A 24125-nucleotide genomic window follows, 5' to 3' on the forward strand; every position below is an offset into this window, starting at 1 on the left:
ACTGATCGAAGGCATGCCGCGCCTATACCTCTTCGAGAATTCGCGCTTGCAGGGCGACTGCCGACGTGTCCGCAGCCTCGCGTCGAGGGCGAGGAAGATCGACAGGAATGTCGAGCGCTATGGCGCCATCGCGGATGACAATCACCCGGTCGGCTAGGGCCACCGCCTCGGCGACATCGTGAGTGATGAGAACCGTCGTGAAACCGTGCTCGCGCCAGATACGCTCGAGCAGGCGGTGCATCTCCATACGCGTCAGCGCGTCAAGAGCACCGAATGGCTCATCGAGGAGAAGAACACCGGGCCGGCTCACCAGGGCACGAGCAAGGGCGACGCGCTGGCTCTGGCCGCCCGACAAGACCGCGGGCCAATCATTCGCCCGATCCGCAAGTCCGACATCGGCGAGCGCTGCCGNAGGGCGACGCGCTGGCTCTGGCCGCCCGACAAGACCGCGGGCCAATCATTCGCCCGATCCGCAAGTCCGACATCGGCGAGCGCTGCCGTGGCGGTCTCGCGCCAGCCATTCGCGCGTGCGATGCCGACATTGCTGAGAACGCGATGCCAAGGGAGAAGCCGCGCGTCCTGGAAGAGCAGCCGGACGTTCGACTGCAGCGATTGGACCTCCGCGCCGCCGACCGAGACGGTCCCGCTCGTCGGGCGGTCGAGGCCGGCGATCAGGCGAAGGAGCGTGGACTTGCCGCAGCCGGAGCGACCGACAATCGCCAGCAACTGGCCGGCAGGGATAGCAAGGTCGAGCTTGGACAACACCCGCCTGTCGCCAAACGACTTGGACAAGCCGTCAAGCAACACAGCCTGTCCATTCGCCGGGCGCTCTTCATGCTTCCGTCGCACAGCCTCGCGGAGCGTGTTTGCTCCGTCTGGAGCTGTATCGGTTTCCNCACAGCCTGTCCATTCGCCGGGCGCTCTTCATGCTTCCGTCGCACAGCCTCGCGGAGCGTGTTTGCTCCGTCTGGAGCTGTATCGGTTTCCTGGAATACTGCGCCTTCGCGCAGCCGGAGCGCGGTTGCAGCTTCTCTCATGGTGCTGCTTCCTTGGTGGCGGCAGGTTGGTAGGCCGGATGCCAGGCCAGGGCCCGTGTCTCGATCTTCCGCGTGATGAAATCGGCCAGCTTGCCGAGCAGCGCGTAGACGATGATGCCGAGGACAACGATGTCGGTCTGCAGGAATTCGCGCGCGTTCATCGTCATATAGCCGATGCCCGACGAGGCCGAGATCGTTTCAGCGACGATCAGCGTCAGCCACATGATGCCGAGCGAGAAGCGCAGACCGACAAGGATCGACGGCAGTGCACCCGGCAGGATCACCCGCCAGAACAGGGCCAAGCGGCCGAGCCCATAGACGCGCGCCATCTCGATCAGCCGGACGTCGACGGTGCGGATGCCATGAAAGGTATTGAGATAGATCGGAAAGGCTGTTCCGACCGCAACAAGAAAGATTTTCGCTTCCTCACCGATGCCGAACCAGAGAATGACGAGTGGGATCATGGCCAGGTGCGGCACGTTACGCAGCATCTGCATCGACGAATCGAACGCCGTCTCGGCCGGCCGCGAAATTCCGGCCAGAACGCCGAGGACGAAGCCGATACCGCCGCCGATAACGAGCCCCTTCAGCGCCCGCTCCGTCGAGATGGCGGCATGGGTGAGAAGCGAGCCATTGCGGAGGCTTTCCCAAAAGGCGGCGGCCACAGCGCTCGGAGCCGGTAGCAGGCGGGTCGACATTATTCCGCTGCGCGAAGCAATCTCCCATACGACCAGAATCCCTATCGGCAACGCCCAAGGGGCCAGGAGCTTGAGCGCCGCGGCGCCTGCGTCTTTAAGCTGTGACGGCCGTGCCATGATCAGGATGCCTTCCGCGCGGCCGGCCTGATTTCATTGGCGATGGTCTCGCCGAACGGGCCGGTATTGACGGAAAGTGTCGTCTTTTCGGGCGCGTGCGCGAGTGGAAGCAACGGAAAGACGAGCTCGGCGAAGCGATAGGCCTCCTCGAGATGCGGATAACCGGAGAGAATGAAGGTATCGATGCCGATCGCCCTATACTCTTCCATTCGTGTCGCGACCTCCTCGGGCGAGCCGACCAACGCGGTGCCGGCGCCGCCGCGGACCAGGCCCACGCCTGCCCACAGATTTGGGCTGACCACGAGCTTGTCGCGGCGGCCCCTGTGCAACGCGCTCATCCGGCTCTGACCAACGGAGTCCATGCGTGAAAACACGGATTGCGCCTTGGCGATCGTTTCTTCGTTGAGATGCGCTATAAGGCGATCGGCCGCTGCCCAGGCTTCCTCCGACGTTTCGCGAACGATGACGTGGAGCCGGATGCCGAAGCTCAGCTTGCGGCCGTGCTTCCGCGTTGCCTCCTTGACCCTCGCGATCTTCTCCTCAACGAGCGTTGGCGGCTCGCCCNAGCTTGCGGCCGTGCTTCCGCGTTGCCTCCTTGACCCTCGCGATCTTCTCCTCAACGAGCGTTGGCGGCTCGCCCCAGGTCAGATATTTGTCGACCGTCTCAGCGGCGACTTCGATGCCTTCCTCCGAGGACCCGCCGAAGTAAAGCGGCGGATGCGGCGCCTGAACAGGCGGAAACAGCAACTGCCCGCCTTCCAGGCGGATGTGCTGGCCGGAAGTGTTGACCGTCTCGCCTGCAAGCAGCGCCTTGTAGGCATGGAGAAACTCGCGGGTGATTTCGTATCGATCGGCGTGGCTTGCGAAGATGCCATCGCCCTTGTTCTCGACCGGGTCACCGCCTGTGACGACGTTGACCAGCAGGCGGCCGCTTGACAGCCGGTCGAGTGTCGCGGTCATCCGCGCCGCCACCGTCGGCGGCTGCAGCCCCGGCCTGACCGCGACCAGGAATTTCAGCCGCTCGGTCGAGGTCAGCATCGCCGAGGCGACAATCCAGGAATCCTCGCAGCTTTTTCCCGTGGGCAACAGCACGCCGTAGTAACCGAGCTGGTCGGCAGCTTGGGCGATCTGGCGCAGATAGGGGAGATCAGTGGCACGGCCTCCCACAGCCGTGCCGAGGTACCTGCCGTCTCCATGAGTCGGCAGGAACCACAGCACGTTCACGCGGTCGGGAGAAAGATCGGCGGACACGTTCACGACTGCGGCTTCTTCACTGCATCGGCGATCGAGATGGCGGCCGGGATCAGGCCGAGTTCGAAGAACACGTCAGCGATCTTCTGCTGTGCGGCTACCACCTCCGGCGTGATCGGCTTCACGCCATAGGAGCGCCGTTGGACGGCGACTTCGAGAACATCCGCAGGGATGCCGAGCGCGGGCGAAAACTGTTCGGCCACATCGCCGCGATTGGCATTGATCCATGTGTCGATCTCCCCGAGCGACGCCACGATGGTGTCGACCACCTTGGGGTGGGTGTCGACGAAGTCGCGCGAGGCGAGATAGAATTCGTGGTTGTCCACCACGCCGCTGCCGTTCGCCAATTGGCGGGCACCGGTGGCTGCTTCCGCGGCCGCCAGAAATGGCTCCCAGATTACCCAGGCATCGACAGCCTGCTTCTCGAATGCGGCGCGTGCGTCGGCAGGCGGCAGAAATGAGACTTCCACGTCAGAATAGGCCAACCCGGCTTTCTCCAGCGCCTTGACGAGAAGGTAATGGACATTCGAGCCTTTGTTCAGCGCGACCTTCTTTCCCTTCAGGTCGGCGACGGTCTTGAGCGGGCTATCCTTGGGGACCAGGATCGCCTCGGCTTCAGGCGCCGGTGGCTCATAACCCACATAGACGAGTGGAGCACCTGCAGCCTGCGCGAAGATAGGCGGCGCTTCGCCAGTCGTGCCGAAATCGATAGAGCCGATGTTGAGTGCCTCGAGCAACTGCGGCCCGGCCGGGAATTCCGTCCACTCGACCGTGTAGCCCTCAGGCTTCAGCTTTTCCTCAAGGAGCCCCTTTGACTTAAGCAGAATGAGTGTGCCGTACTTCTGGTACCCGATACGGACGGTCTTGTCTTCCGCATGAGCTGCGGTCGCCGCCCCTAGCGCTATGCTGCCGGCGAGTGCGAGCTTCGCAAGGTAGCTTATGAAGGCATTCATCAATCGGACTCCTCTTCCCAACGTCAGTACAGGACTTTGAAATTAGCTGGCATGAAGCATGCCGCAGTGGCGGGCGCTCACAGACAGGAGCGCAGTCGGGAGTGCCCGATTTCGTTGAGCGTAACGGGCGGGAGGAGCCCTCACAAAGGATATTCGACTATTTTGATAGAATTTATTGGGAACAGTTTTCCTTTGGAGGAGAGGACCGGCAAAGCACCGGCCCGTGCCCGAACAAGCAAGCGCCACCTGGCGTCACGTCGACGAAGGCTGGCTGAGCAATGCGGTCGCGAGGCGCTGGCATTGAACGCGGATGTCCGGGATCGCTTCGATCTCGAAAAAGGTGCCGCGGGTAAGCGGACCCACTGCTGAAACGCGATCGTTGCGGATTCCCTCCCGGCTGATCAGGGCGCCGTCCGTGGAGACGTCGAGGCCGATATGAAGCCGATCCGGTCGTGCCATGCCTGCAGCCAAAAGCGATCCGATTAGCGGATTTGAGCTCTTTTCAGGGTCGGCGATGACGCCCGCGCAATCGTAGATGCGCGCAACCCGAATTTCGTCGACGATTAGGCTGTTTCGACGTTGCAGCCTGGCCGCGAAGCCCTTCTCGACAGATCTCACGTCAAGCACCCGGCCGGCGATCACGCACAGCCGACCATCCGCGATCGCCTCGGAGAGCCGCTCGCTAACTTGCGGCGCCATGCGGTGCCTGTGGATGTCCCACCAAGCCTTCAGATGCCTGAAGAATTGGCACTTCGAGGCATCCGACCAGCTCTGCCAGATCGACTGATTGTGCGGGCGCAACCCATCCACGACATCGCGCCAGTTACCTCCGCGCGCCTCAGTCGCGGTAACGAGATCCCGGAACCAGCGCGCGAATTCCGGCGGCCCGCTGCCGAGTGGAACATCGGCTTGCTGAAGAACCATGGGGGTAGTCTTGCTGTGCACGGCCGGAAGCAGTCCGCGGCGTGAAACAGCGACGATTTGGCCGTGGTGCCCGGCAAGCATCAGAGACAGGCATGTATCGACCATGCTGAGGCCGCTGCCGATGATGAGGACTTGATCGGCTGGATCGGGCAGGGCGGCGTCATCTGCCCCTGACGGCGCAAGCAAGGACTGACTGCTGCTCGCCTTCTGATCGTGTCCCGTCGCCAGAACGCATCGCTGCGTCACAACGCTTGAACCATCCGCCAGCCGCAGTTCCAAATACTCATCGCGCTCAACGATTCCGACGCATTCCTCGTCGATTATTCGCAATCTTCCGTATGAGCCCTCGTTCGAAGTCTCATGCAGCAGCTGTCCGAGATATTCGCCATACAGGCGACGGGGAGCGAAATAGGTCGTCGGATCATCGATCTGGATATTGCGAGCTCGCAGCCAATGCACGAAATGGTCGGGATCGTCGGCGAAGGCGCTCATGTTCGAGGCCCGGACATTGAGAAGGTGATCCGGGAGGTCCGTCGAATAGGCTAAGCCTCGCCCAAGCGAGGTGCGCTTTTCGATAATGACGATGTCGAGGTTGGGATCGCGACTGCGCAGGAGATGCGTCGCCATCAGCACGCCGCTTGCACCGCCGCCGATGATTGCAATCGAGCTCGCCGATACCGTGGGGCCGGCCAAGTTCCATTTTCGGCGATGGGTTACCGTCATCAACGAGCGATCTCCGTGCGGCTCGCGAGCGTGGGGCGCGACCCGGGAGGGGAACAAGGAGAAATCCGACACGCTCCGGTTAGGTGTGATTACCAGGCGGCGTCGAGATTGCGTAGACGCTCGACACAGAGCGCCCGCAACACGCGCGCGGCATCCGCATAGGTCAACTGCCCTTCGCCAAAGGCAAGAAGCCTCTCGGGGATCGCCGCGGCGACATCCTCCAGAATGCGAATCGGAAGGAGATCCGAACAGCTACGCATACGCCCGAAAACCGAGCTGATTGGGACCAACTGACCTTCGAATTCGACCAGCGGTTCGCCCGTATCATGCTCCCAGCCTTCATAGGCGTCGAGGGCATCGGAGAAAGCCTGATGCAGATAGATCGGTGCGTGGCCTTCGTGCAGTGCGGGAAGCAAACGCGTCATCAATTCCTCCTGTGATCTGCTAACAAACGCAAGCGAACTCATGAGATTCACACGCCGGAACTGGCCGCCCAACAGCCCGGTCCTGATCTTGAAATCAACGAAAGTGGGCAGGCCTACCAATGGCCGTACATGCAGAGATAGAAGCTTTCGTCACGCTCTGGCAGGCGTGAACGCTCTTCCCCTTGTCGGACGACTTCTTTCGGCGCGGGCGTATCAGCCGCCGCTTCGCGGCTTTGCGAAAAGAACATCCGGAGTCGGCTCCAGACATCCACTGCAGCTAATCCGAGAAATGTCTGCGTCATCGTCACCTCCTGCTATGCAAGCACGAATGGGTGGTAGGCGTTCAGGCATTTACCTGACCAGTATGACTCCGGAGAGCAGGAAGTCAACAATGTCTACTATTATTATAGACATTAACTTGTCGACCGGCTACTTCGCTCGTGCTTCCGCAACTCGATGAGCATGGCACCACACCGAAGAGGCACAGGGTGGCGAAATTCGACTGCACGGCGGTCGCGGAAGCATACGGAACGATACGGGAAGGCTTTTGATTTTGGCCCACGAAAAAGACAACGAAATCAATAATCTGAATACGCCCTCAGGGGCCACCATTGTGGTTATTCATCAATGGCTTACTGGATGGTTCGCCAAGCAGCGGCTTGCGCGTCACCAGCCGCACGACTCGGTCCATGCCCTGTACTGCCACGCGTACTTGCGATGCCCCACGCGAATAGAGCTCGGCGTGATCGATGTTGTCATGGCTAAGCACGTCCATGAGCTGCCTGGTGGATGCCTCGGCTTCGGCGAGATAGACGCCATCGACTTCCTTAGTCCGTGAAGCGTCAGGCCGTCGCGTCATATCACAACTGGCACGTGGTCGTCCTTCAAGCCGAGAATTGGGCGGTCTGGATCAATTTAACAAAGCCTGAGGCTGAGCTTTTGCGGCCGCTTCCAGCCGAATCCCTCGCGGTGGAAGCAGTTCGCCCCCGAAAGCTCGTGACTTAGCGGATATCGCGCCCCCTGACATCTAATCCCGGAGCAGATCGAACATCAGCTTGAAGAAGCGGTCTGCATCGACTTCCTGCGCGATGCGGGCATTGTCCCTTTCGCCACGCTCGCCCCAGAAATCGGCAACGGATTGGCGCGTCATCCCATTAGTCCGCTTCCTGAGGCAGTCTTCTTAGGCCTTCGCCAGCTTGGCCGACGCCTTCTTGGTTCGCGCCATTCTAGTTCTTCTGGCGAATTGACAGCGTTGCGATCGAAAGCAGAAACAGGCGTGGTGCCAGCGTAATCCTGTATCAAAGCAGACTTGGGTCCAGGAAACTGAAAGGGAAGTGTCGGGATTGGGAGGATAGCTCGGGTGAGGATTTATCCGGTCATCATGCCGACCGCATAGCGCTGCATACCAGCGACGCGATCGACACGGCGCGGCTGCTGAAGAGCACGATGAGGTTTGGCCCTGACCGGATCGTCGTCGGCAAGGTCCGCGACGGGGCCGCGCCGACGCTGCTTAAGGCCTCGAACACCGGCCTTCCCGCTTAACGCGGATACACGGCCCTAATGAGAACTGCTAGTGCAGCACTGCCTACGACCCCGCACAGAAGGGCGGGGCTGATGTAAAAGTTGAAGATCAAGGCGATGAAGAAGCACACGATGCCAGTGGTCGCGACCGTGATCACATCCAGTAATTCGTCTTCCATGACCAATTATCCTTGGTCTGCCATGGCGCCACTCGGCCGAAGGGGAGGGGGCACGAACCCAGCGGCGATAGCGGTGCCTTTGCCGGATTTGCGCCGCCGCGACGACTAGGCCGCTGCAGACGTTGCCGGAGGGCGAAGCGAAAGCGTGCAGAACCGTCGGGCGTTCTGTCAATCGCTCGCATTGGCATTGGCAACTTGGAAGGCGTTGAACGTCGTTGCGACCAGATCGGTTGTGTAGATCGTCTCGCCGTCCTTTTCGTAGGATGAGTTGTTTATGCGGCCTTCAGCTATTACCGGCTGGCCTTTGGAAACGTTCTCCTTGATCCAGGCTGCCTGATCATCGAACACGGTGACGGTGACCCAATCTGTCCTCGTTTCCTTTTTCCCGGCGTCGTTGGTCCAATGGCGGTCGGCAGCGATGCTGACCTTGACCGCCTTATTGAAGCTGGTGACGCTGCCTACGTTCCCGGCAACGGTGAAACGGTTGATGCTGCGCATAGTAGGATACCTTCTGTAATTAGGTGGCTCGATTTCCGTTCGCACGTCAATTAGAGTGTCATCATAGAATCGGCGGAAGCAGCAGTCAGATGTCGAGATTGAACCGGGCCCGCTGCCTCAAGCCCTTGGCGTCAGTGTACTCGACGTACCAAGGCTTTGACCGCACCGGCCGCGGCATGCTGATGGTCTTCTGGCAACTGTCGCCGTCACGCCGGGTGGTGACTGGCTTGAAGATGGGCCTGCCGTTGCGATGGTTGAAGCACAGATTCTCGCGCTTCTCGCACATGTTTGGTTTTGAGCGGTTGCCGTCGTGCCCGACGTCGCTGTAGCCGACGGTCCAGCCTTCCGGGCAGTCGTCATAGACGTCTTTCCGCGCCGCGGAGGAACTCGCGGCTGGACACGTCGGCCAGGAGAAACCCGGAAGCTTCATGGCCCCGAGGAGCCGGTACATGGGCGGGTGGCAGCTTGGGGTGGCTTGCCAGTTCCCGGAGACGCACAGCAGAACCTGACAGCCCCATTCGGAAGCCGGCGCGCTGCTGGCGTAGAGGGAGCCGACTGCAATCGCAGCGGCATAGAGCAGAGATTTGGTCAATGGGAGCTCCTTTCACGGACGTCGCAGTTAATACTTTAATTGATTTCTTGCGACCGCGAAAGGAGGTTTGTATGGGGTTGGACGGCGGTGGAAAAATACGATCCGAGAAACGTTTTGGACAATCCAGAGCGCGATGTCATGCAGGCGCAAATAGCGGCAAAACTCGACGAAGTACGACAGCGGCGCAATCTCTCGAATCGAGATTTCGTGGCGCTGATCAAGAGCTTTGCTAGCGAAAAGGAATTCTCCTATCGCACCTACTATTTGACGATGCGCCAGGAGCAGAACCTGACACTCGCGACGGTCGCGTTATTTGCACGGGCCCTTGAAATCAGCGTCGCTGAATTGCTGGTGCCGCCGGCAGTCCTGGAGCCATCCATGAAGCGACTCGACGTCCAGCAGATCAAGGACAACATCGCGCGCGCGATAAGTGGCTTCCGCAGCCGCAAGGACATGATGAAGAAGGATGTTGCCGACCTGATCGGCATCTCGACCGTCACGTATTACAAGATCGAGCAAGGGCAACAGAACCTGACGCTGGCGATAATCGGCATGATCGCCAAAGGGCTTGGCGTGCCGACGGCCGCTCTGCTCCTCGGCCGCGTCCCCTAGCGCTGATTTTTGCCTTGCCGGGCGCAAGCGGCTCCGGCAGGCTTGTTCAAAAGCCCCCTTTGCGGCGGTTCGACTGGGTGCGGACTGATTGGGTTAGGCGTCCGAGCCGTCAGCCGGACGGTGGTTTGCGTCTAGCAAACCGCTGAAAGCGGCCCGAAGGGCCATCCGCCCGGCTGTAAGAAGGCTGTCCGCCTTTCTGTTTATTGCCGAAGGTTCCTGAGGACGCCGCTTTTTTGAACCCAGTCGGACAAAAATTAAGGCCGAGGTTCGGCCGAAATTTTTTGAGCCATGCGAGCCAGCGCCGGCACTGGATTTTTACCAGGTTCGGCAGATGTCTGGCGCGCCATTGCGGGCGGTCTGTGATGTCGAGCAGGCCAAGACGGCGGGCCCGGCGCAGCGCGTTGCGGACGGTGGTGACGCCGACGCCGGCGCGGTCGCCGATCTCCTTGACGCTCGATCCGCAAGAGCCGTGCTGACGGCAATCCGAGGCGACAATGTAAAGCACAGCCCGTTCACCCTCCGTGAAGCGATCCCGCACATTTGGAGGTAGGGCGGCCATATCGCCCAAGCGCCGTTTCCTCGCCCATCGAACGGGGCAGCGCGACCCGCTCGCCGCCTGGTGGCGCGACTGCTCGGATTTCGGACGCTGCGGAAAGTAGGTGCGCGCCGGCGGCAACCGGGCTTCGCGCGCCCCTTGCAGCAAGGAGCGCCGCGAACAGGCGGCCTCGCTGAGCTCTTGCGCCTCCTGGTCGCTCAAGGCGCCCTCGGCCAGCCCTCGCCAGACAAGCGCAAGATAGTGGTCGATCTGCTTGACCGTCGTGATGTCGGCAAGCCACTGGGCCATTTCGGTGTGTATGGTCACCACGTCTTTCCCTTGCTTGCGGCAAAGAAAATCCGTGGCGCGAAAGCGCATTTTCCTGTTGCGACTGTCAGGGGAAGCAGCTAGATTTTGCCATCTTGTTTTGGTGGCAATTCGACGGAATTGGCGTTCCGTTCTAGGTACGACCTCTTGGAAATCCGGCCTTCGCGCCGGGTTTTCTTTTTGCCTATCAGTTCTCCTGCGATTCGATGATTTGCCACCCTAAGCGGCTGGGTGCATAAGTTAAAGTAAAAACCTGATCGCCGACAACCTCGGCTTACCCTGCGCCGCCTGGCCCAAATCGGCTTTGCGCCGTCGGCGCATCCGTTCCCGACCGATCGCCTTCGCTGCACAGGGGAGGGCGGCTTTCGCCGCCCCTGTCGTTAACTATTCGTCGCTGTCGTCAGTGTTTTCATTCGCTTCGGTGCGAGGATGGACGCGGGTGAATATCGCCGCGATAACATCGGTCGTGTAGACCGTCTTGCCGTCCTTTTCGTTGGACGAGCTTGCCAACCCGGCCTTCCACGTAAAAGCCGTCGCCAACGTTCACGTTGTTCTTGATCCAGTCGGCGCGCGTGCCGCTCAGGATCGTGACTGTAAGGCGAAAACCGGGAGGGGGACCACTCACCCGAAGGGCCGGCGCAAGATTCTCGCATGCGGATCCGCAGCCGATCCTGCACGGAGTCGGCGAAGCCGCGGAGGAAGAATGGGGGGATGCCGGTTTTCGCCTTTTTGGGGAGAGGGGCAGAGCCCGCCTTTCCCCTCTAGCGACAAAGGAGTTGATACTTTAACATCGCTGCATGAGCGGCGCCCAACAGATCGCGGACATGTATTTTGAGGAACTGCGCGAACGCGCAGAGCGCGAGGGGATTGACGCTGCGTTGCATGTGGCAGCGATGACGCTGGCGTTCTATCAGAACAGCGCCAGCACTGGATTTCATCGGCGACAAGGGCCGTTGCTGGTCACGCCGACGACTGCGGTAAACGGGCCGGAAGAACCATGAACAATGACAGCGTGTCACTCTTTCGAATGCGTGCGATCGCCCCCGCAGCGATCATCACTCTGCTGGTGCCCGGATTCACGTTTGCGCAGGCAGGCAATCCGATGTGGCAGTCAGGGTATAATTGGACGTGCGAAGCGACGGCCCGCACGATCTGTGAGCGAGACGGGACTTGCAAAATCGGCGATGCAGGCGGTGTGAAGTTCGAGATCGAATATGAAAACAGCCGTGCGCTGTTTCCCGACGGGACGGTGAAGATCAAGCGACACTACCGGCAGACGGTCAATGACAGTCCCCTGCAGGCGGAGGTGAAAGTCGAGCTGGCGGACAACCGCGTCCTGTGGTTAACGGCGGTCGATGCGAGCCGCACCTACTCGCAAGCCTGGACGGGAGCCATTGTCGAACCGAAAGGAGGGGTCGTGCTTTCGATCACGCAAGGCGTTTTTTGCCTTCCAGAATCTGCGGGAATGCCAAAGGGATGACACCGGACAGTTTGACCCGAAGGCAGCGTCGAGAACTCCGATGGTGGGCCGCTGAACTTGGCAAGGATCAGCAAGGCAGCGTGCCTTGCGTATCGTGTCACGGCGTCGGGCTGCAGGCGCTCGAAAACGATCGCGACGCGCCGTGATCAAGAACGATGTGGGATACGCAGCTGAGCCTTGCCGCCGTTGCGCCGGCATGAAATTTTTTCGCCGCTAGGGGAACTGTTCCCGTCCAATCGAAACCAGCCAATCGCCGCGTCCAGACCGGCAAACAGCCAAATTGTTCACCTTTGGGACGTTGTCGCTCCCCACAGCATCCCCGGATTCACATGAGAGAAGGCGAGTAAGACTGTGCCGGTCCGCCGGGCCGACTTGTCAGCAGACGACAGAAACCGCTCAACGGCCGCGCCTTAGTAACCGCTTCAAGCTCAAACCGGCCAACAAAATGTAAGGCGGCATGGCGAGCGAATAGTGACCACAGTTTAATTCCAAAATATTCGGCCTAGCACCGGCGTTCTTCAGCCTCTGCATGAACCTCTCCGATAGCTCTGGCAACACCACTTTGTCTCTCTTAGCCAACACAACCTGAAGATCGAGATCAGGCCGTGCCAAACTATGCGCGTAATTCTCCAAGTTAAGTGGACCCCAAGCCCTTCTGAGATCGGTCAGCTCAATCTCAGGCTCAAGGCTATCGCGTATCGATCGTGTCGCGCGGCCTGTCCAAACCATATCCGCTAGACTCCCCGCCGTCAGAAACAACGAGGCTTTTGACACAGCCAGGTCGTGTGCCGCGACTAAGGCCGCAACCCAGGAACCTAAGCTCATTCCGAGAACCGAAATCTCTCGATAGCCTTCGCTTTTCAACCAACGTATGAGTTTTCGCCCATCCAACACTGCCTGCCTTACAGATTGGATCGTTCGACCGAGATTAGGGCTAAGCATATAGTCGGCGTGCACGGAGCCGGGTCGGCTGCGTTCGAAGTGATAAGGCATAGCAATCTCGACAACCGTGATGCCACGCTGCGAGAAAAAGTTGGCAATCTTACGGTTCCGAGCGCTTGCATTCCAATGGTGAAAAATCACCATCGCCTGATCGAACGACCCGCTTTCTGTGATTTTCGCCGAGACGACATTGTTTTGTTCGATATCAGTAGAAATGTCCGATGGAAATTTGAGCCACCCATCTAGCCTTTCAAAACCCTGATCACTCACACTCGGCTCATCGAAAAAGGCTGGATCAGCCACGGCTTGGTCCGCAAGGGCACAGAATTCCTCGATACTTGTTATCTTCTTCGCACCTGGAAAGGCGCGTTCCGCGTCAAGGACGAAATCCGTTGGTTTCTTCCCTTCCTCACCGCGAAGGGCCCGGCGTTCGTCCCAACGATCGAGCCAACTATGAAACACTCTGATTGTTTCCTAACTCGCTCGCTCGCCAGCGGCCAAATCCTGGATCGAACAGGCCGTAGAGTGCGACTAGCACTGAAATGGCCAGAAGGGTCGAAAAGCCGGCAAACGCGTCGATCAACAAGTAGCTGACAACAAGTAACGCCACGACCGCCGACATCTTCCACAAAGACGCATGAAATCGACCTCCGACACCTAATCGGATCGAGCCATACAGAAATACAAAACAGGTCGAAATAACGATAAGAAGGCTGCTGTAATGCGTCGGCATACGATAGCGGAACCCGGTGCTCACATCATCGCGACCTTGGAACATCGAAGACATATCGCCGACCAACCACGCCACAATATTCTCACCACTGGATGCCAGATAAGAGCTTTGGACCTTCATCCATATGGCGACCAGAACCCCCAAAACAGTACACCGAAAAACCCCACGCATCACTGTGAGGCCGGCTTCATTGAGCTCTTGCTGATGATCAACATGCGGCAGCTTCTTCAATCCGTCTCCAATTCTCCAAAGATCATGAACAACCGTATAGAGCAAAATGAGACCTACGAAGAAAAGATAAAACACCAGGCACATGTATAGGTAAGCGAGCCCCGTAAAAACGACTGTTTCGGGGACAGATATGACCTCAGGACGCACAAGAGCTATTTTTCCCCAATCCATGGCATAGTTGCCACCGCCCTTCATCAACGGGATCAAGGACACGCCGATCCATTGAAAAAGACCCGCGAACAGCAAGCAAATCAGAAAAACCGACCAATATGTGTACGAGGAAGCGTCAACGTTGCGCAACCAGGCGTCGTCGCTTTCCATCTGATCGCCGTGCGCTGCGAGCTTTCTGCGCCCCTCACTTTTCCAGAAGACCAGCAACTCTATAACGAAGAAGAAAAACAGCGGTAAGAACACCATAAAGTCGAGTGTCCAATTTGCGGCCCAAAGGAATCCAACCTGCTTAACGAGCCCGTCCGCTCGCTCGTAGGTGACGTTGTGGTTACCAATGATGTACGACAAAAAGCCGAGGGCGGTCATGCCGGCAAACACCGACGCCGGTAAATTCAGGGGAGATCCGTGACTAAAAAACGCCTCCGATTTCCTCGCCAAACTAAAACGCCGCCTCGGCCCCTTGGCGTCAGTATCCCGTGTCAGCTCTGCCGGGGAGTCTGTCTCGTCATCGAAGGCCGCAGTCAGTGCCGTATCTGGAATCTCCTGTGCAACGCTGCTTCCGGCTCTCTTCCATTCTCGTCTTGGCCGATAACCGCGATTGCGCCGCACTAAGCTCCATCTGCCATTCGCTAGTTGCGACCGGATCATCGCATCCAAAAATCCTCGCCAGCCAACGAATGTTGGCAGTGCTAATTCCCTTCTCGTTCTCTTGAAACCAAAGCTGCACCGTTCGCAGATCGACCCCAATCCGGTTGGAATCGATCTGTGAAATCGCCCCTGCGAGAAGCTCGGGCGTCCATGGGCCTGCAGGAAACCCGTCTTTGCCCAACGGCCTACCAGCACCCGCCGCGGCCAACCGCTTGAATATTTCTTTGAAATCACTTTCGTCTCCCGGCGGAGGGAGAAATATTTTTCCATTCTTAATCAATGGCTTACAGGCGCTGCTTTCGTTTCGTTTCGCTGGCCTTCGTATCCTATCGTGCCTTCGTCCTCAATCAACGTATTTATCAACTCGATGCAACTAAGTAGCGCGCTTCCGAGCTTTGGACATGCGCGCCCGGATGAAGGGTGCAACTGATTGATTTTGGGAAGGAACATGGCCGAAATCATTTCCTTGGAGCGGGCGAGGGACGCCCAACGTAGCTTCTCACCCCACAAGGAGGATGCGCGATATGGCTCTGGCTGTAATAACGTTTAATGGTGAACGCCTTGAGGATCCTATCACTGAAAGGCCGCTCACAACGATACTTCGACGGCATCGTCAGTTGAGAGAGCAGGTGGAGCGTCTGTGTCGGCGTCTCGTCGAGTGCGAGACGGAAAGTCGGTTTTCAGCGCGGCTCGAGATGCGACTGAACGAGCTCCTTGCCAAGGAAGAGCATGCACGGGACGAGATGCTTCGATTTGCGGTCGAAAGCATCGAGGATTGCGCTGCCAAGGCCGAGCACCTTCGGTGGTTGCTCAACGAGGGCGACAGCGGATTGGAAGACGCCGATTGGAATCTGCTGTTGCAGTCGTTTGTGAATAGTACCCCGGTGGCCGCCGGCGCTTTCTCCTAAGCTTGCGTGCGGACGCCAAAGGTGCCTGCCAGAAACGAAGGTTTTTCAGAAGGCGCCATCTTCGCCGTCGCGAAAGGGTGGAATCTTGCTGTCTGAGCCGACTGCCGGAATGCACAGGTAGCGCCATATCGCGACATTCATGGCGCTTCTCAAAAGCTGCCCTTCGCGCACGGCTCGAATCGACCCGATTGAGACGTAGAACGCTCCATCGCGGTATAGTCGAGGCGATGCCCCGGCCGGCGCGGTCGCGCATCATTCGTTCTCCGTAGACCGGCAACAAATCATCAAGCCTTGCCGAGCGCAACCGCATCGGGCCGCGGCGAATGCGTTCGGTACGCTCTTCGACAGTTTCTGATGATTGCGTGCCACAGGTGTCAATCACGTCGCAGTTCAAGACGGGCCTGCCCCGATGCAACCACCATTCGGGCGGCTTCAGGGCGACACGCGAAAGCACCTGTGGGATCGGGATCAGAACCAGCCTGGTCGATCAGGAATATGTCCTCATTACCTTGTCATGGACCGGCCCACCAGGAACTCTTTGGGTATGTGGCCGTTTCCTTGACATAAGGAAAAGCCCTATTGGAGGTTCACATGTTTATACGAATAGCAAGCGCGTCGGCGCTCCTCCTTGCTTTCGCTTCGCCGGCCTTTGCCGACTGCGGCCAGGAGTTGAAGGTGCTCGAGCCGAACGTCATCACCGCCGAAACGGGCGCAAGCCCTAATAAATCAGGCATTCCGGCAACGAAGCACCAAGAGGAGGTCCTGGCCGGCAAGCAGCAGGGCGGCAATCCTGAAACCACCGGATCAACGGCGGGAAATGTGAAGCCAACCACGCCTCATCAGGAGCAAGCGACTGGCACCCGTAGCGCCCAGAATGCCGAACATCCTAGCCAGCTGATGGCGGAAGCTCACAAGATGTCCCAAGCTGGCGACGAGCAAGGCTGCATGAAAAAATTGGCAGAACTCAAGGACGCCCTTGGCGTCAAGTGAACGCCAGATTGCCGGATGATTGCGCCAAGCATCAAGGCGCAACAGATGCATGAAGGCAGACACCACTAGGATCGCTAGTGGTGAAAGCCTGACGCTTGGTACTCGACGCATTTCTCCGAAGCTGACCGTCCCGCAAGGGCTCTCGAGTCGACCCCTTGCGGACGTTCCCCGAGGCAAGAGCCCGGGCAAGTCCTGCGCGATACTCGTCAGGCCACCCGTTCCACGGCCAATATCTTCGTTTCAGCGGCCTCTTCCAGAGAGATTTCCGCCTATCCCATCAATTTGGGATACAATCGGGAGAACAGGGCAGCCCCCCGCAGCCGAAGAGGAGAAGGGGCGTGGATATCGCGGCATGGCTACTGAGCCTCGGCCTGCAGCAATACGAGCCGGCTTTTCGCGAAAACGACATTGAAGCTGATACGCTTCCCCAGCTCACAGCCGACGATCTTGTGGCGCTCGGGGTCACATCGATTGGTCACCGCCGCAAGCTGCTCGCCGCCATCGACGCCCTGCGCGCTAGTTCGGATACAGCGGCTATCTCAACCACGCGATCCATGGCGGCGGTCTCAGGGACAGCCCCGCCGCCTGCCGAGGCTGAGCGGCGGCAGCTAACGGTCATGTTCGTTGACGTCGTCGGCTCGACGGCACTCGCAGGCCGCCTGGATCCGGAGGACATGCGCGAGGTGATTGGAGCCTACCATCGCAGTGTCGCTGACACAGTTGGCCGCCACGGCGGCTTCGTGGCGAAGTATATGGGCGACGGGGGCCTGGTCTANCCAGAGGCTGAGCGGCGGCAGCTAACGGTCATGTTCGTTGACGTCGTCGGCTCGACGGCACTCGCAGGCCGCCTGGATCCGGAGGACATGCGCGAGGTCATCGGAACCTACCATCGCTGCGTCGCCGAGACTGTTGGCCGTTATGGCGGCTTCGTGGCGAAGTATATGGGCGACGGGGTCCTGGTCTATTTCGGTTGGCCACAAGCTGATGAGGCCGATCCCGAGCGCGCTGTGCGCGCCGCCTTGGCTACGCTGGCGGAGGTCGGCCACGCCGCGCCAGCCGGCGAACGGCTGGTCGCACGCATCGGCATAGCCAGTGGCCTCGCAGTCGTCGGCGACCTGCTGGGTGCCGGGGCCGCACAGGAGCAGACGGTAATAGGCGAGACGCCAAACCTCGCCGCCCGCCTACAATCGCTCGCTGATCCTGGCTGCGCAGTGATCGACGCACAACACGGCGGCGCATTGGCGGCTTGTTCGAGTGCCGCAAGCTTGGCGAATTTCATCTCAAAGGCCTGTCTGGCGCTGTGCGCGCGTGGCAGGTGTTGGGCGAAGCCTTGGTTGAGAGCCGCTTCGCGGCAATGCATGCGGCCTCCCTCTCGCCGCTGGTCGGGCGCGATGACGAGCTCGAGCTGCTGCTGCGCCGCTGGCAGCAAGCAAAGGACGGCGAAGGGCAGGTGGTGCTCATCTCCGGCGAGCCCGGCATCGGCAAGTCCCGCCTGATCGCTGCGCTCGAGGAGCGCGTGGCCGGAGAGGCGCATCTCAGACTCAAGTACTTCTGCTCGCCGCATCATCGCGACAGCGCGCTACAGCCCGTCATCGCACGCTGGCAGAACGATGCGGGTTTCGTGCGCAGCGAGTCTGCGGACGCACGGCTCGACAAGCTGGAAGCTCTGCTTCTCCCATTCGGCGCAACTCGCGAAGAAGTGACGCTCATTGCCGAGTTGCTTGGCGTGCCGGGTGGAGAGCGGTATCCGCCCCTGGCTCTCAGTCCGGAGCGCAAGAAGGAGCAGACCTTCGGAGCATTGAACCGGATTCTGGACGAAAGGTCACGTCGGTCTCCCGTGCTGATCCTGTTCGAGGACGCGCATTGGGCCGACCCAAGTTCGCTTGAGCTGTTGGACAGGTTAATCATGCGTGTGGCCTCTTTGCCAGTGATGGTGATCATCTCCTTCCGGCCAGAGTTTCATGCGCCTTGGGTCGGCCAAGCCAGCGTGACCTTGATGGCGCTGAGTCGGCTTGGCCCTCGCCAGGCGACGACGCTCGCAAGTCAGGTTGTCATCGGTCAGACGCTTCCGGCGGGGATGCTGGAGCGGATCGTGGCACAGACCGATGGCGTACCTCTCTTCATCGAGGAATTAACGAAGGCCGTGCTGGAGCGCGCCAGCCAGCCCGATAGCTTAGGCTCAGCGCTTTCGGTGCCGAGCACCTTGCAGGCTTCACTGATGGCACGGTTGGATCGGCTGCCAAGCGCAAAACAGGTGGCACAGATCGGCGCGGTTATCGGCCGAGAGTTCAGCCATGAGCTGCTGGTCACGGTGGCGGAAATTCCCGAGGCGGTATTGACGCAAGGATTGGACGAGCTCGTAAGCGCCGGTCTCGCGTTCCGGCGCGGCACCCCGCCCGAAGGTATCTACTCATTCAAACACGCGCTCGTTCAGGATGCCGCCTATGTGAGCCTGCTGCGTAGCACGCGTCAGAAGTTGCACTCGCGGATCGCCAGGGTGCTGGAAGAGCGGTGGCCGGACGTATTCAAGGATCTGAGTGCCGACAAGAGTCTAGGCTACTTGGGAGAAGGAGTGGCGAACGACGTCATCGCGATCCTCTCGCGCTTTTCTGACATTGCGGTCGTATCGCGACCCTCGTCCTTTGCTTACCAGGGCAAGGAAGGCGATATCCGTCAGATCGGCAAAGAGCTGGACGTTGGCTATGTCCTCGAAGGCAGCGTGCGCAAGGAAGGCAATAGGGTGCGGATCGTTGCGCAACTCATCAACGCCAATACGGGGGACCATGTCTGGGCAGACCGCTTCGACAAGGCCGGATCCGACCCATGGGCGCTTCAGGATGAGTTGACCGGCAAGATTGTGGGGGCGATGACGGGCGAATTCGGAGCCATTCGCAAATCGGACTACAGTCAGGCCTGGGGCAAGGACAGCACTAACTTGGCTGAATACGACTACTACCTGCGCGCGGAAAGCCAGCTGAACCTCTACACGAAGGAAGGTATCGAGCGTTCAGGTGAGATTTCGCGCGACGGGCTGCAGGTTTTCCCCGGCTCTCCCCTGTTAACCGTGGAGTTGGGGTGGTCTCACTGGTTGAAAGTTGCGCTGTTTTACAGTTCTGACCCGCAGGCTGATCTTCAGGAGGCGGAGCGACTCGTAAACCAGGTTCTTTCAAACAAGAACCTAAGCCCGCAGGTGGCGAGATTGGCGCACTGGCTCCACGCGTGGCTTCTGACGGTCAAGGGGGACCATGATAGGGCCGTTGCGGAAATGAACAAAGCCATCGCGGCGGCACCCTATAATGCCTTCACCCTCACGGATGCAGGAAGTATTTTCTTACAAGCCGGTCAACCCGAAAAGGCGCTGGAACTGACCGACGCTGCAGCCGCGCGGGATCCGGGGTTGTCCTGGTTCTTTAACTACGTGCGAGGTTTCATCTTTATCGTGCTTGGTAAGAACGAAGAGGCAGTTGAGGTCCTGAAGACCACGGAATTCGCCGACGCTCCGTTACAACTCGCCATCGCCTATATGCGTCTTGGGCGCCAAGCAGACGCTCGCGCTGCCGTCGAGAAGATGCTCAAGTCTACCCCGGGTGTGACGATCCAGTCGTGGCGGCACGCCTGGAACTTCCGAGACCCTTCCATTCTCGATCAAGCCGCCGCAGACCTTGCGCGCGCCGGCCTTCCGGGTAGCCCGACTCAATAGCCTAAGGGAATGATGTTCAGCCTTCGACGCCCTACATCGGTTATGCATCTGTCTTATGTCCGCTTTCCACCCCCGTTCAGGCCTTTCCAACTCCCTGAAGGGAAGGACAGCAAAGGGTCATGGGCGTGAGTTCGGCCGAGCGCGAGCGAACTTCCGCAAAGGTGAAGGTTTTTCGCGTTCGACGTCCGAGGGGAATTGATCGATCGAACAGGTCCGCGACAAGTGCGACAAGCCCGATCCGGGCGGTCGCACTGGCATGCCCTGGCTGTAACGCGGACGGCAGTGCGACCCATCCTGACAGGAATGCGCCAACTGTCGTGCTACGATGAGAGCGGTCGGCCGGTGTTTACGATACCGATCTGCCAGCCTGCCATGAAGTGAAGAGGAGAGTTCACCATGTCCGGGATCAACCGCCGCGCCTTGCTTCTCAGCTCCGGCAGCGCCGTCATCGCCTCGACGATTGCGGCAACGGCTTACGCCGGAGAGCCGCGACGCCGGGACCGGGAACCGTCCCGCGACCTGCGGGCACTGATAAAGGCGCACAAGGCAACGTACGCGGCGTTCGGCAAGGCAATCCAAGAAAAGGACGGCAGTAATCGCGAACACGACAGAGCCAGCCGGGCCGAGGAAGGGGCACTGCTGGCTGTCTGTGCCTATCCTGCGGTCAGGGAAGGTGATCGCCGGGCCAAGGCCAGATATCTTTTGAGGATCGAGGGCCGCGGCGAGCTCGACTTGGCAGAGCACATGCAGGCTCTTCTCCGTTCGACAATGTGGAAAGGATAGGGGACCGGCTTCCGCATCGCGGAACTTGGACGTCCGTACCTTAATCAGAGCTTCGACAATGGTCGATGTTGCCGCCAAGGCGGCCTATGTGCGGACGCTGCTACGCGACGGTGCGAGCGGTCTGGACGAGAAGGACTGGGAGACGCTTTTGCAGTCGTTTTCAGATCATGACGGCTATTGATAGAGCGAGGCCATCCAGCCGCTCGGGGTTTTAGAAAAGCCGACGATGGATTGTCTCTTCCTTTGGCCGCCGAGACCGTCATAGGTAACGTCAACGGCGCATCGTACACCGGGTCCCAGGGTGTCTTTGTCGCATTCCCCCAACGACAATTGTAAATTCGGCCAATCATTGGGCTTGGCAGCTTGAAGCGACGCGCGAGCTTCTTCCTCTGTGGGAATTTCCAATTGGGAGTTTCCAGGCACCGACGATGTTAGTGCATAGGTCCCGCCAACTCCTATGGCGATACCGATCACGAGAGCGATGGCGCAGGATGCGATGCTGTTCATGAATACCAAAGACCAACGAGCAAATCGCCTAAAGCGGGAAATTGATTGCAAAGCCATGTGAGCGCCAGAAGGAAAAGGATGGCGGCTACAGCCCAACCGTTACCGCTGTGGAGATCGGCGAGATCGCGTTCAGCTTGCTTTTGCGCTTCCAGCCCCTCCGCATGCACGATTGTCATAGGGCGATTGTAGTGAGAATCTGGCATGGTCACTGGCCAGCTCCTTTCGTAGCCGTGGGCTGCGAGGTCTGCAGAAGCGCCTGGACGGGATGTGGGAATTTATAGGCCCACAAGCCCTCACTCGCGCCTTTTGCCGTCAGTTCCGCAACAACATAGCCCATGTTGACGGCGTTGCCATCCGGATAGGTTGCCGCAAAGGCGAAGCCAGAAGAAATCATGGCTGTGCCAACATCGATCGTCGAACCCTCGATCTCGGCGGCGCAACTGCGAAAATCGCGTCGTCCCGCGCTCGCCCGATCGGTTGGCAAGTCACTGCCGCCGTCTGAAACAAGCCTCCGAGCTGGGCCAGCGAAAGACTTCCGCAGTCGTGTTTGTTACCGGCAGCGTCCGTAGCTATGCCGCCGCGTATACAGGACTGGACGCCATATAGGCGGTAGACCTGACCATCGGACTCCCAGGTGTCGCCGGTCTGCAACGTGATATTCTTGGGAACGGCGAAGCTCGATGCCACCTGCTGGCCATAGGCCGGAAGCAAGATTGCGGCGATTGCCGTCGCCGTCAAAAGAATATTATTGGCTCGAATTGCCAAGTCCCATTTCCTTTCCCATGACCGCCGACTCGAGGAGATCGGGACGAAGTGGCTTGCCGTCCTTGCCTACGGCAATCTGAGCAAAACCTTGGAAGACCATGGAGTCGTCGTCGTCGGCGACGAGGAATGGATCGTTGTTCGATCCTTCGCCAACGCGAGCGAAACAGGACACAGGGTCGGGCGTTCCAGGCGTCGATTGCAGGACCAGCGTCTTGCACAGAATCACGCTGGCGCGCTCGTTGTAGATCGTGCCGGCGTCGTCTTTCGCGGCGTCCTTGCAATCCCACGTCTGCACCCGATTGTAGATGACCTTCTTGGACGGGCACGACGTGAGGCCGCGCAAGACATATTCGACGCCGTTGATCTTGCGATGGGTCGCGTCGATGATTTCGACGGGAGACGAGATCTCGTCGACGTCGCGAGCGACGAGCTTGCCGGATGCATCGTAGCGTTCAAGAACGAAGACCTTTTTGTGAGGTTCGGCGAACTGGCTGAGATATTGAACGCTCGGTTCAGCGAAGGGTGACGGCTCGTCCTGGGCGGATGCCGCGCTCATCAAGGCAGCGGCGGCAACCAAGGCGGAAACGAACATTTTCATGACGGTATTCTCCGTTCTATGCCTGCATTTGTGCGCGGCCGACCGAAAGCGTCAAGCGGCTGGCGCGGGCAGCGCCGAAGGCGCAACACGGGCCGCTTGGACGCGCCGAGGTCGCCCGCGCTATGGTCAGCAGCAAAAGGGGCGAATTACCGACGAGAAAGAAAGCCATGGTTGTAGTCGCTTGTTGACGAGCAGGATTGGCGCGGTTATGACGTAAGTTAAAGTAATAACCGGAGCGACGCAATGGCCAGAGTTTCGTTCGTCGGAATTCTTGTGGCGGGGGTTGCGCTAGCAACACAGGGCCATGCGCAGGATGCCGTCTCTCGGCAGGCTCTGCAACCGGTAAATGTAGCAGCACGCATGGCAGCGGCGTTTCGGAACGAGAAGCCTGCCGCGCACACCGTGACGTTGAGTCATCAGTCGCCTGAGACGCAGTCGCCAGGGGCAACCGAGTGTCCGGCAGTCGACAGCAAGGCCGTAAGCGACCTCGTGCGCGCGGTGGCGGCGGAGGAAGGCGTCGATGCTGACCTGGCCGATGCGGTGGCTTGGGTCGAAAGCCGGCACGGCGCCGCGCGCAAGCAATCGTCGGCAGGCGCCGTAGGGATCATGCAGCTGATGCCGGGAACGGCGGGCGATCTTGGCGTTCGTGACAGGTGTGATGTCGAGGCGAACGTTCGCGGCGGCATCAAATATCTGAAGCAGCTCTACGGTGAGTTCGGCGACCCACTGTTGATGCTCGCCGCATATAACGCTGGACCCGCAAACGTTCGTCAGAGCCGGGGCATTCCGGAGTTTCCGGAAACAGCCGGCTACATCATCAAGGTTCTCAACCGCTGGAAGCTGTCAGCCATGGTCGGCTCGTCGCAGCCGGCGAACGTGTCTGAGATCAATGGAGAAGGGAAACTCGAAAATGCGTGGAAGGACGGACATGTCATTGAAGTGGAGTAAATTCACGCTGCAGTTCGCGGCTGCCATTGCAATCGGCACAATCTTGCAGCCGGTCGCCGCCTTCCCTCAGGACGCGGCGCCGATCGAAGGCGTCTTCGATTGGCTGGTCGGCGTCCTGCAGGGCAACATCGCGCGCTCTATTGCCATCATCGCGGTCTGCTTCCTCGGGTTTATGGCAATGACCGGCCGCCTGGCCTGGCCGCTGGCGTTCTCGATCGTCGTCGGCATCGCTTTCGTGTTTGGCGCCTCGACCCTGGTCGACGCAATCCGTGAGACCGCCTCGAGCTAAGACATGCACGACAACGAAGACGACCTGCCGACGGCCGAGC

The 24125-nt window shown here is 59.6% G+C and carries 29 protein-coding genes and 3 pseudogenes; 12 read left to right on the plus strand and 20 right to left on the minus strand.

All coding sequences use genetic code 11. The annotated features are described in order from the left end of the window. Positions 1-22: 22 nt before the first annotated feature. The 10 genes and pseudogenes from X738_RS89185 to X738_RS85055 all read right to left on the minus strand — a co-directional run bounded on the left by X738_RS89185 (position 23) and on the right by X738_RS85055 (position 7278). On the minus strand, positions 23-310 hold the full coding sequence (locus tag X738_RS89185; RefSeq protein WP_373420450.1) for a hypothetical protein: 288 nt from the start codon (positions 308-310) through the stop codon (positions 23-25). After that, entirely contained in the window at positions 307-849 is a 543-nt protein-coding gene (locus tag X738_RS89190; protein WP_441295556.1) for an ATP-binding cassette domain-containing protein, read from the minus strand. The genes X738_RS89185 and X738_RS89190 overlap by 4 nt, the downstream gene beginning before the upstream one ends. A 184-nt stretch (positions 850-1033) precedes the next feature. Beyond that, entirely contained in the window at positions 1034-1852 is an 819-nt protein-coding gene (gene ssuC, locus X738_RS69160; protein WP_051407891.1) for an aliphatic sulfonate ABC transporter permease SsuC, read from the minus strand. 2 nt (positions 1853-1854) lie between these two features. Further along, positions 1855-3103, minus strand: a pseudogene (locus X738_RS69165) (FMNH2-dependent alkanesulfonate monooxygenase). Positions 3104-3105: 2 nt separating this feature from the next. Next, on the minus strand, positions 3106-4056 hold the full coding sequence (locus X738_RS69170) for a sulfonate ABC transporter substrate-binding protein (protein ID WP_023801627.1): 951 nt from the start codon (positions 4054-4056) through the stop codon (positions 3106-3108). A 252-nt stretch (positions 4057-4308) separates the two neighbouring features. Next, positions 4309-5703, minus strand: a complete 1395-nt coding sequence (locus tag X738_RS69175; protein ID WP_023801628.1) for an FAD/NAD(P)-binding protein — start codon at positions 5701-5703, stop codon at positions 4309-4311. 89 nt (positions 5704-5792) lie between these two features. After that, positions 5793-6200: a hypothetical protein gene (locus X738_RS69180; protein ID WP_245277759.1), complete on the minus strand. Its 408-nt coding sequence runs from the start codon at positions 6198-6200 to the stop codon at positions 5793-5795. A 41-nt stretch (positions 6201-6241) separates the two neighbouring features. After that, positions 6242-6430, minus strand: coding sequence for a hypothetical protein (locus X738_RS85050; RefSeq protein WP_156942641.1), 189 nt, complete (start codon positions 6428-6430; stop codon positions 6242-6244). A 368-nt stretch (positions 6431-6798) separates the two neighbouring features. Continuing rightward, positions 6799-6977 (minus strand): annotated as a pseudogene (locus tag X738_RS87375) (tyrosine-type recombinase/integrase); the annotation flags it as partial. 178 nt (positions 6978-7155) lie between these two features. Further along, on the minus strand, positions 7156-7278 hold the full coding sequence (locus X738_RS85055; protein WP_023801631.1) for a hypothetical protein: 123 nt from the start codon (positions 7276-7278) through the stop codon (positions 7156-7158). 173 nt (positions 7279-7451) lie between these two features. On the opposite strand from X738_RS85055, the pseudogene X738_RS87385 reads away from it, so the two are divergent. Next, a pseudogene (locus X738_RS87385) lies at positions 7452-7664 on the plus strand (ATPase, T2SS/T4P/T4SS family); the annotation flags it as partial. 332 nt (positions 7665-7996) lie between these two features. Here the strand turns inward: X738_RS87385 and X738_RS69190 are convergent. Together X738_RS69190 and X738_RS0142795 are read right to left on the minus strand one after the other, a co-directional pair. Beyond that, positions 7997-8326, minus strand: a complete 330-nt coding sequence (locus X738_RS69190) for a single-stranded DNA-binding protein (protein WP_023801634.1) — start codon at positions 8324-8326, stop codon at positions 7997-7999. Between the two features lie 85 nt (positions 8327-8411). Continuing rightward, positions 8412-8918, minus strand: a complete 507-nt coding sequence (locus X738_RS0142795; RefSeq protein WP_031255846.1) for a hypothetical protein — start codon at positions 8916-8918, stop codon at positions 8412-8414. A gap of 207 nt (positions 8919-9125) precedes the next feature. On the opposite strand from X738_RS0142795, the gene X738_RS69195 reads away from it, so the two are divergent. Then, positions 9126-9530 (plus strand): helix-turn-helix domain-containing protein, encoded by a 405-nt coding sequence (locus tag X738_RS69195; protein WP_198032862.1) that lies wholly within the window; start codon positions 9126-9128, stop codon positions 9528-9530. Between the two features lie 109 nt (positions 9531-9639). Here X738_RS69195 and X738_RS69200 read toward each other — a convergent pair whose 3' ends face one another. Both X738_RS69200 and X738_RS88465 read right to left on the minus strand, forming a co-directional pair. Continuing rightward, positions 9640-10392 carry a hypothetical protein gene (locus X738_RS69200; protein WP_156942642.1) on the minus strand — a complete coding sequence of 251 codons (753 nt, stop codon included), beginning with the start codon at positions 10390-10392 and terminating at the stop codon, positions 9640-9642. A 384-nt stretch (positions 10393-10776) separates the two neighbouring features. Beyond that, positions 10777-10902 carry a hypothetical protein gene (locus X738_RS88465; protein WP_023801638.1) on the minus strand — a complete coding sequence of 42 codons (126 nt, stop codon included), beginning with the start codon at positions 10900-10902 and terminating at the stop codon, positions 10777-10779. 287 nt (positions 10903-11189) lie between these two features. Between X738_RS88465 and X738_RS69205 the strand changes: the two genes are divergently transcribed. Next, on the plus strand, positions 11190-11393 hold the full coding sequence (locus tag X738_RS69205; protein ID WP_023801639.1) for a hypothetical protein: 204 nt from the start codon (positions 11190-11192) through the stop codon (positions 11391-11393). Next, positions 11390-11872, plus strand: a complete 483-nt coding sequence (locus tag X738_RS0142800; RefSeq protein WP_023801640.1) for a hypothetical protein — start codon at positions 11390-11392, stop codon at positions 11870-11872. Before X738_RS69205 ends, X738_RS0142800 begins: the two co-directional genes overlap by 4 nt. 396 nt (positions 11873-12268) lie before the next feature. Here X738_RS0142800 and X738_RS69210 read toward each other — a convergent pair whose 3' ends face one another. Then, on the minus strand, positions 12269-13276 hold the full coding sequence (locus X738_RS69210) for an RcgR family putative quorum lactone hydrolase (RefSeq protein ID WP_023801641.1): 1008 nt from the start codon (positions 13274-13276) through the stop codon (positions 12269-12271). Beyond that, positions 13266-14867: an RcgA family putative transporter gene (locus X738_RS69215; protein ID WP_373420452.1), complete on the minus strand. Its 1602-nt coding sequence runs from the start codon at positions 14865-14867 to the stop codon at positions 13266-13268. Before X738_RS69215 ends, X738_RS69210 begins: the two co-directional genes overlap by 11 nt. Before the next feature lie 254 nt (positions 14868-15121). Between X738_RS69215 and X738_RS85060 the strand changes: the two genes are divergently transcribed. The 6 genes from X738_RS85060 to X738_RS88470 all read left to right on the plus strand — a co-directional run bounded on the left by X738_RS85060 (position 15122) and on the right by X738_RS88470 (position 21159). Continuing rightward, positions 15122-15505 carry a hypothetical protein gene (locus X738_RS85060; protein ID WP_156942643.1) on the plus strand — a complete coding sequence of 128 codons (384 nt, stop codon included), beginning with the start codon at positions 15122-15124 and terminating at the stop codon, positions 15503-15505. A gap of 579 nt (positions 15506-16084) precedes the next feature. Further along, complete coding sequence (locus tag X738_RS69225) at positions 16085-16495, plus strand: hypothetical protein (protein ID WP_023801647.1); 411 nt, start codon at positions 16085-16087, stop codon at positions 16493-16495. 338 nt (positions 16496-16833) lie between these two features. Then, on the plus strand, positions 16834-17991 hold the full coding sequence (locus tag X738_RS87390) for an adenylate/guanylate cyclase domain-containing protein (protein WP_023801648.1): 1158 nt from the start codon (positions 16834-16836) through the stop codon (positions 17989-17991). Continuing rightward, the gene (locus tag X738_RS83155) at positions 17874-20195 is read left to right on the plus strand and encodes an AAA family ATPase (protein WP_245277766.1); all 2322 of its coding nucleotides are present in this window, start codon (positions 17874-17876) and stop codon (positions 20193-20195) included. The genes X738_RS87390 and X738_RS83155 overlap by 118 nt, the downstream gene beginning before the upstream one ends. Positions 20196-20591: 396 nt before the next feature. Beyond that, positions 20592-20978 carry a hypothetical protein gene (locus X738_RS69235; protein WP_023801650.1) on the plus strand — a complete coding sequence of 129 codons (387 nt, stop codon included), beginning with the start codon at positions 20592-20594 and terminating at the stop codon, positions 20976-20978. Between the two features lie 58 nt (positions 20979-21036). Next, on the plus strand, positions 21037-21159 hold the full coding sequence (locus X738_RS88470) for a hypothetical protein (protein WP_023801651.1): 123 nt from the start codon (positions 21037-21039) through the stop codon (positions 21157-21159). On the opposite strand, the gene X738_RS0142820 is transcribed toward X738_RS88470, so the two are convergent. The 4 genes from X738_RS0142820 to X738_RS69245 all read right to left on the minus strand — a co-directional run bounded on the left by X738_RS0142820 (position 21153) and on the right by X738_RS69245 (position 22848). Further along, positions 21153-21485, minus strand: coding sequence for a hypothetical protein (locus tag X738_RS0142820; RefSeq protein WP_051407893.1), 333 nt, complete (start codon positions 21483-21485; stop codon positions 21153-21155). The two genes, X738_RS88470 and X738_RS0142820, sit on opposite strands and share 7 nt — an antisense overlap. Continuing rightward, positions 21482-21694 carry a hypothetical protein gene (locus X738_RS0142825; protein ID WP_156942645.1) on the minus strand — a complete coding sequence of 71 codons (213 nt, stop codon included), beginning with the start codon at positions 21692-21694 and terminating at the stop codon, positions 21482-21484. The genes X738_RS0142820 and X738_RS0142825 overlap by 4 nt, the downstream gene beginning before the upstream one ends. A gap of 181 nt (positions 21695-21875) precedes the next feature. Continuing rightward, positions 21876-22250 (minus strand): hypothetical protein, encoded by a 375-nt coding sequence (locus tag X738_RS85070; RefSeq protein ID WP_156942646.1) that lies wholly within the window; start codon positions 22248-22250, stop codon positions 21876-21878. Then, positions 22231-22848: a hypothetical protein gene (locus X738_RS69245; RefSeq protein WP_023801654.1), complete on the minus strand. Its 618-nt coding sequence runs from the start codon at positions 22846-22848 to the stop codon at positions 22231-22233. Before X738_RS69245 ends, X738_RS85070 begins: the two co-directional genes overlap by 20 nt. Before the next feature lie 489 nt (positions 22849-23337). Here X738_RS69245 and X738_RS0142840 point away from each other — a divergent pair, with 489 nt between their 5' ends. Together X738_RS0142840 and X738_RS69250 are read left to right on the plus strand one after the other, a co-directional pair. Further along, on the plus strand, positions 23338-23796 hold the full coding sequence (locus X738_RS0142840) for a lytic transglycosylase domain-containing protein (RefSeq protein WP_198032863.1): 459 nt from the start codon (positions 23338-23340) through the stop codon (positions 23794-23796). After that, positions 23777-24085, plus strand: coding sequence for a TrbC/VirB2 family protein (locus X738_RS69250; protein WP_023801656.1), 309 nt, complete (start codon positions 23777-23779; stop codon positions 24083-24085). Before X738_RS0142840 ends, X738_RS69250 begins: the two co-directional genes overlap by 20 nt. The last annotated feature ends 40 nt before the right edge of the window (positions 24086-24125 follow it).

Origin of the sequence: Mesorhizobium sp. L48C026A00 (assembly GCF_000502375.1) — a bacterium.
Lineage (GTDB): Bacteria > Pseudomonadota > Alphaproteobacteria > Rhizobiales > Rhizobiaceae > Mesorhizobium > Mesorhizobium muleiense.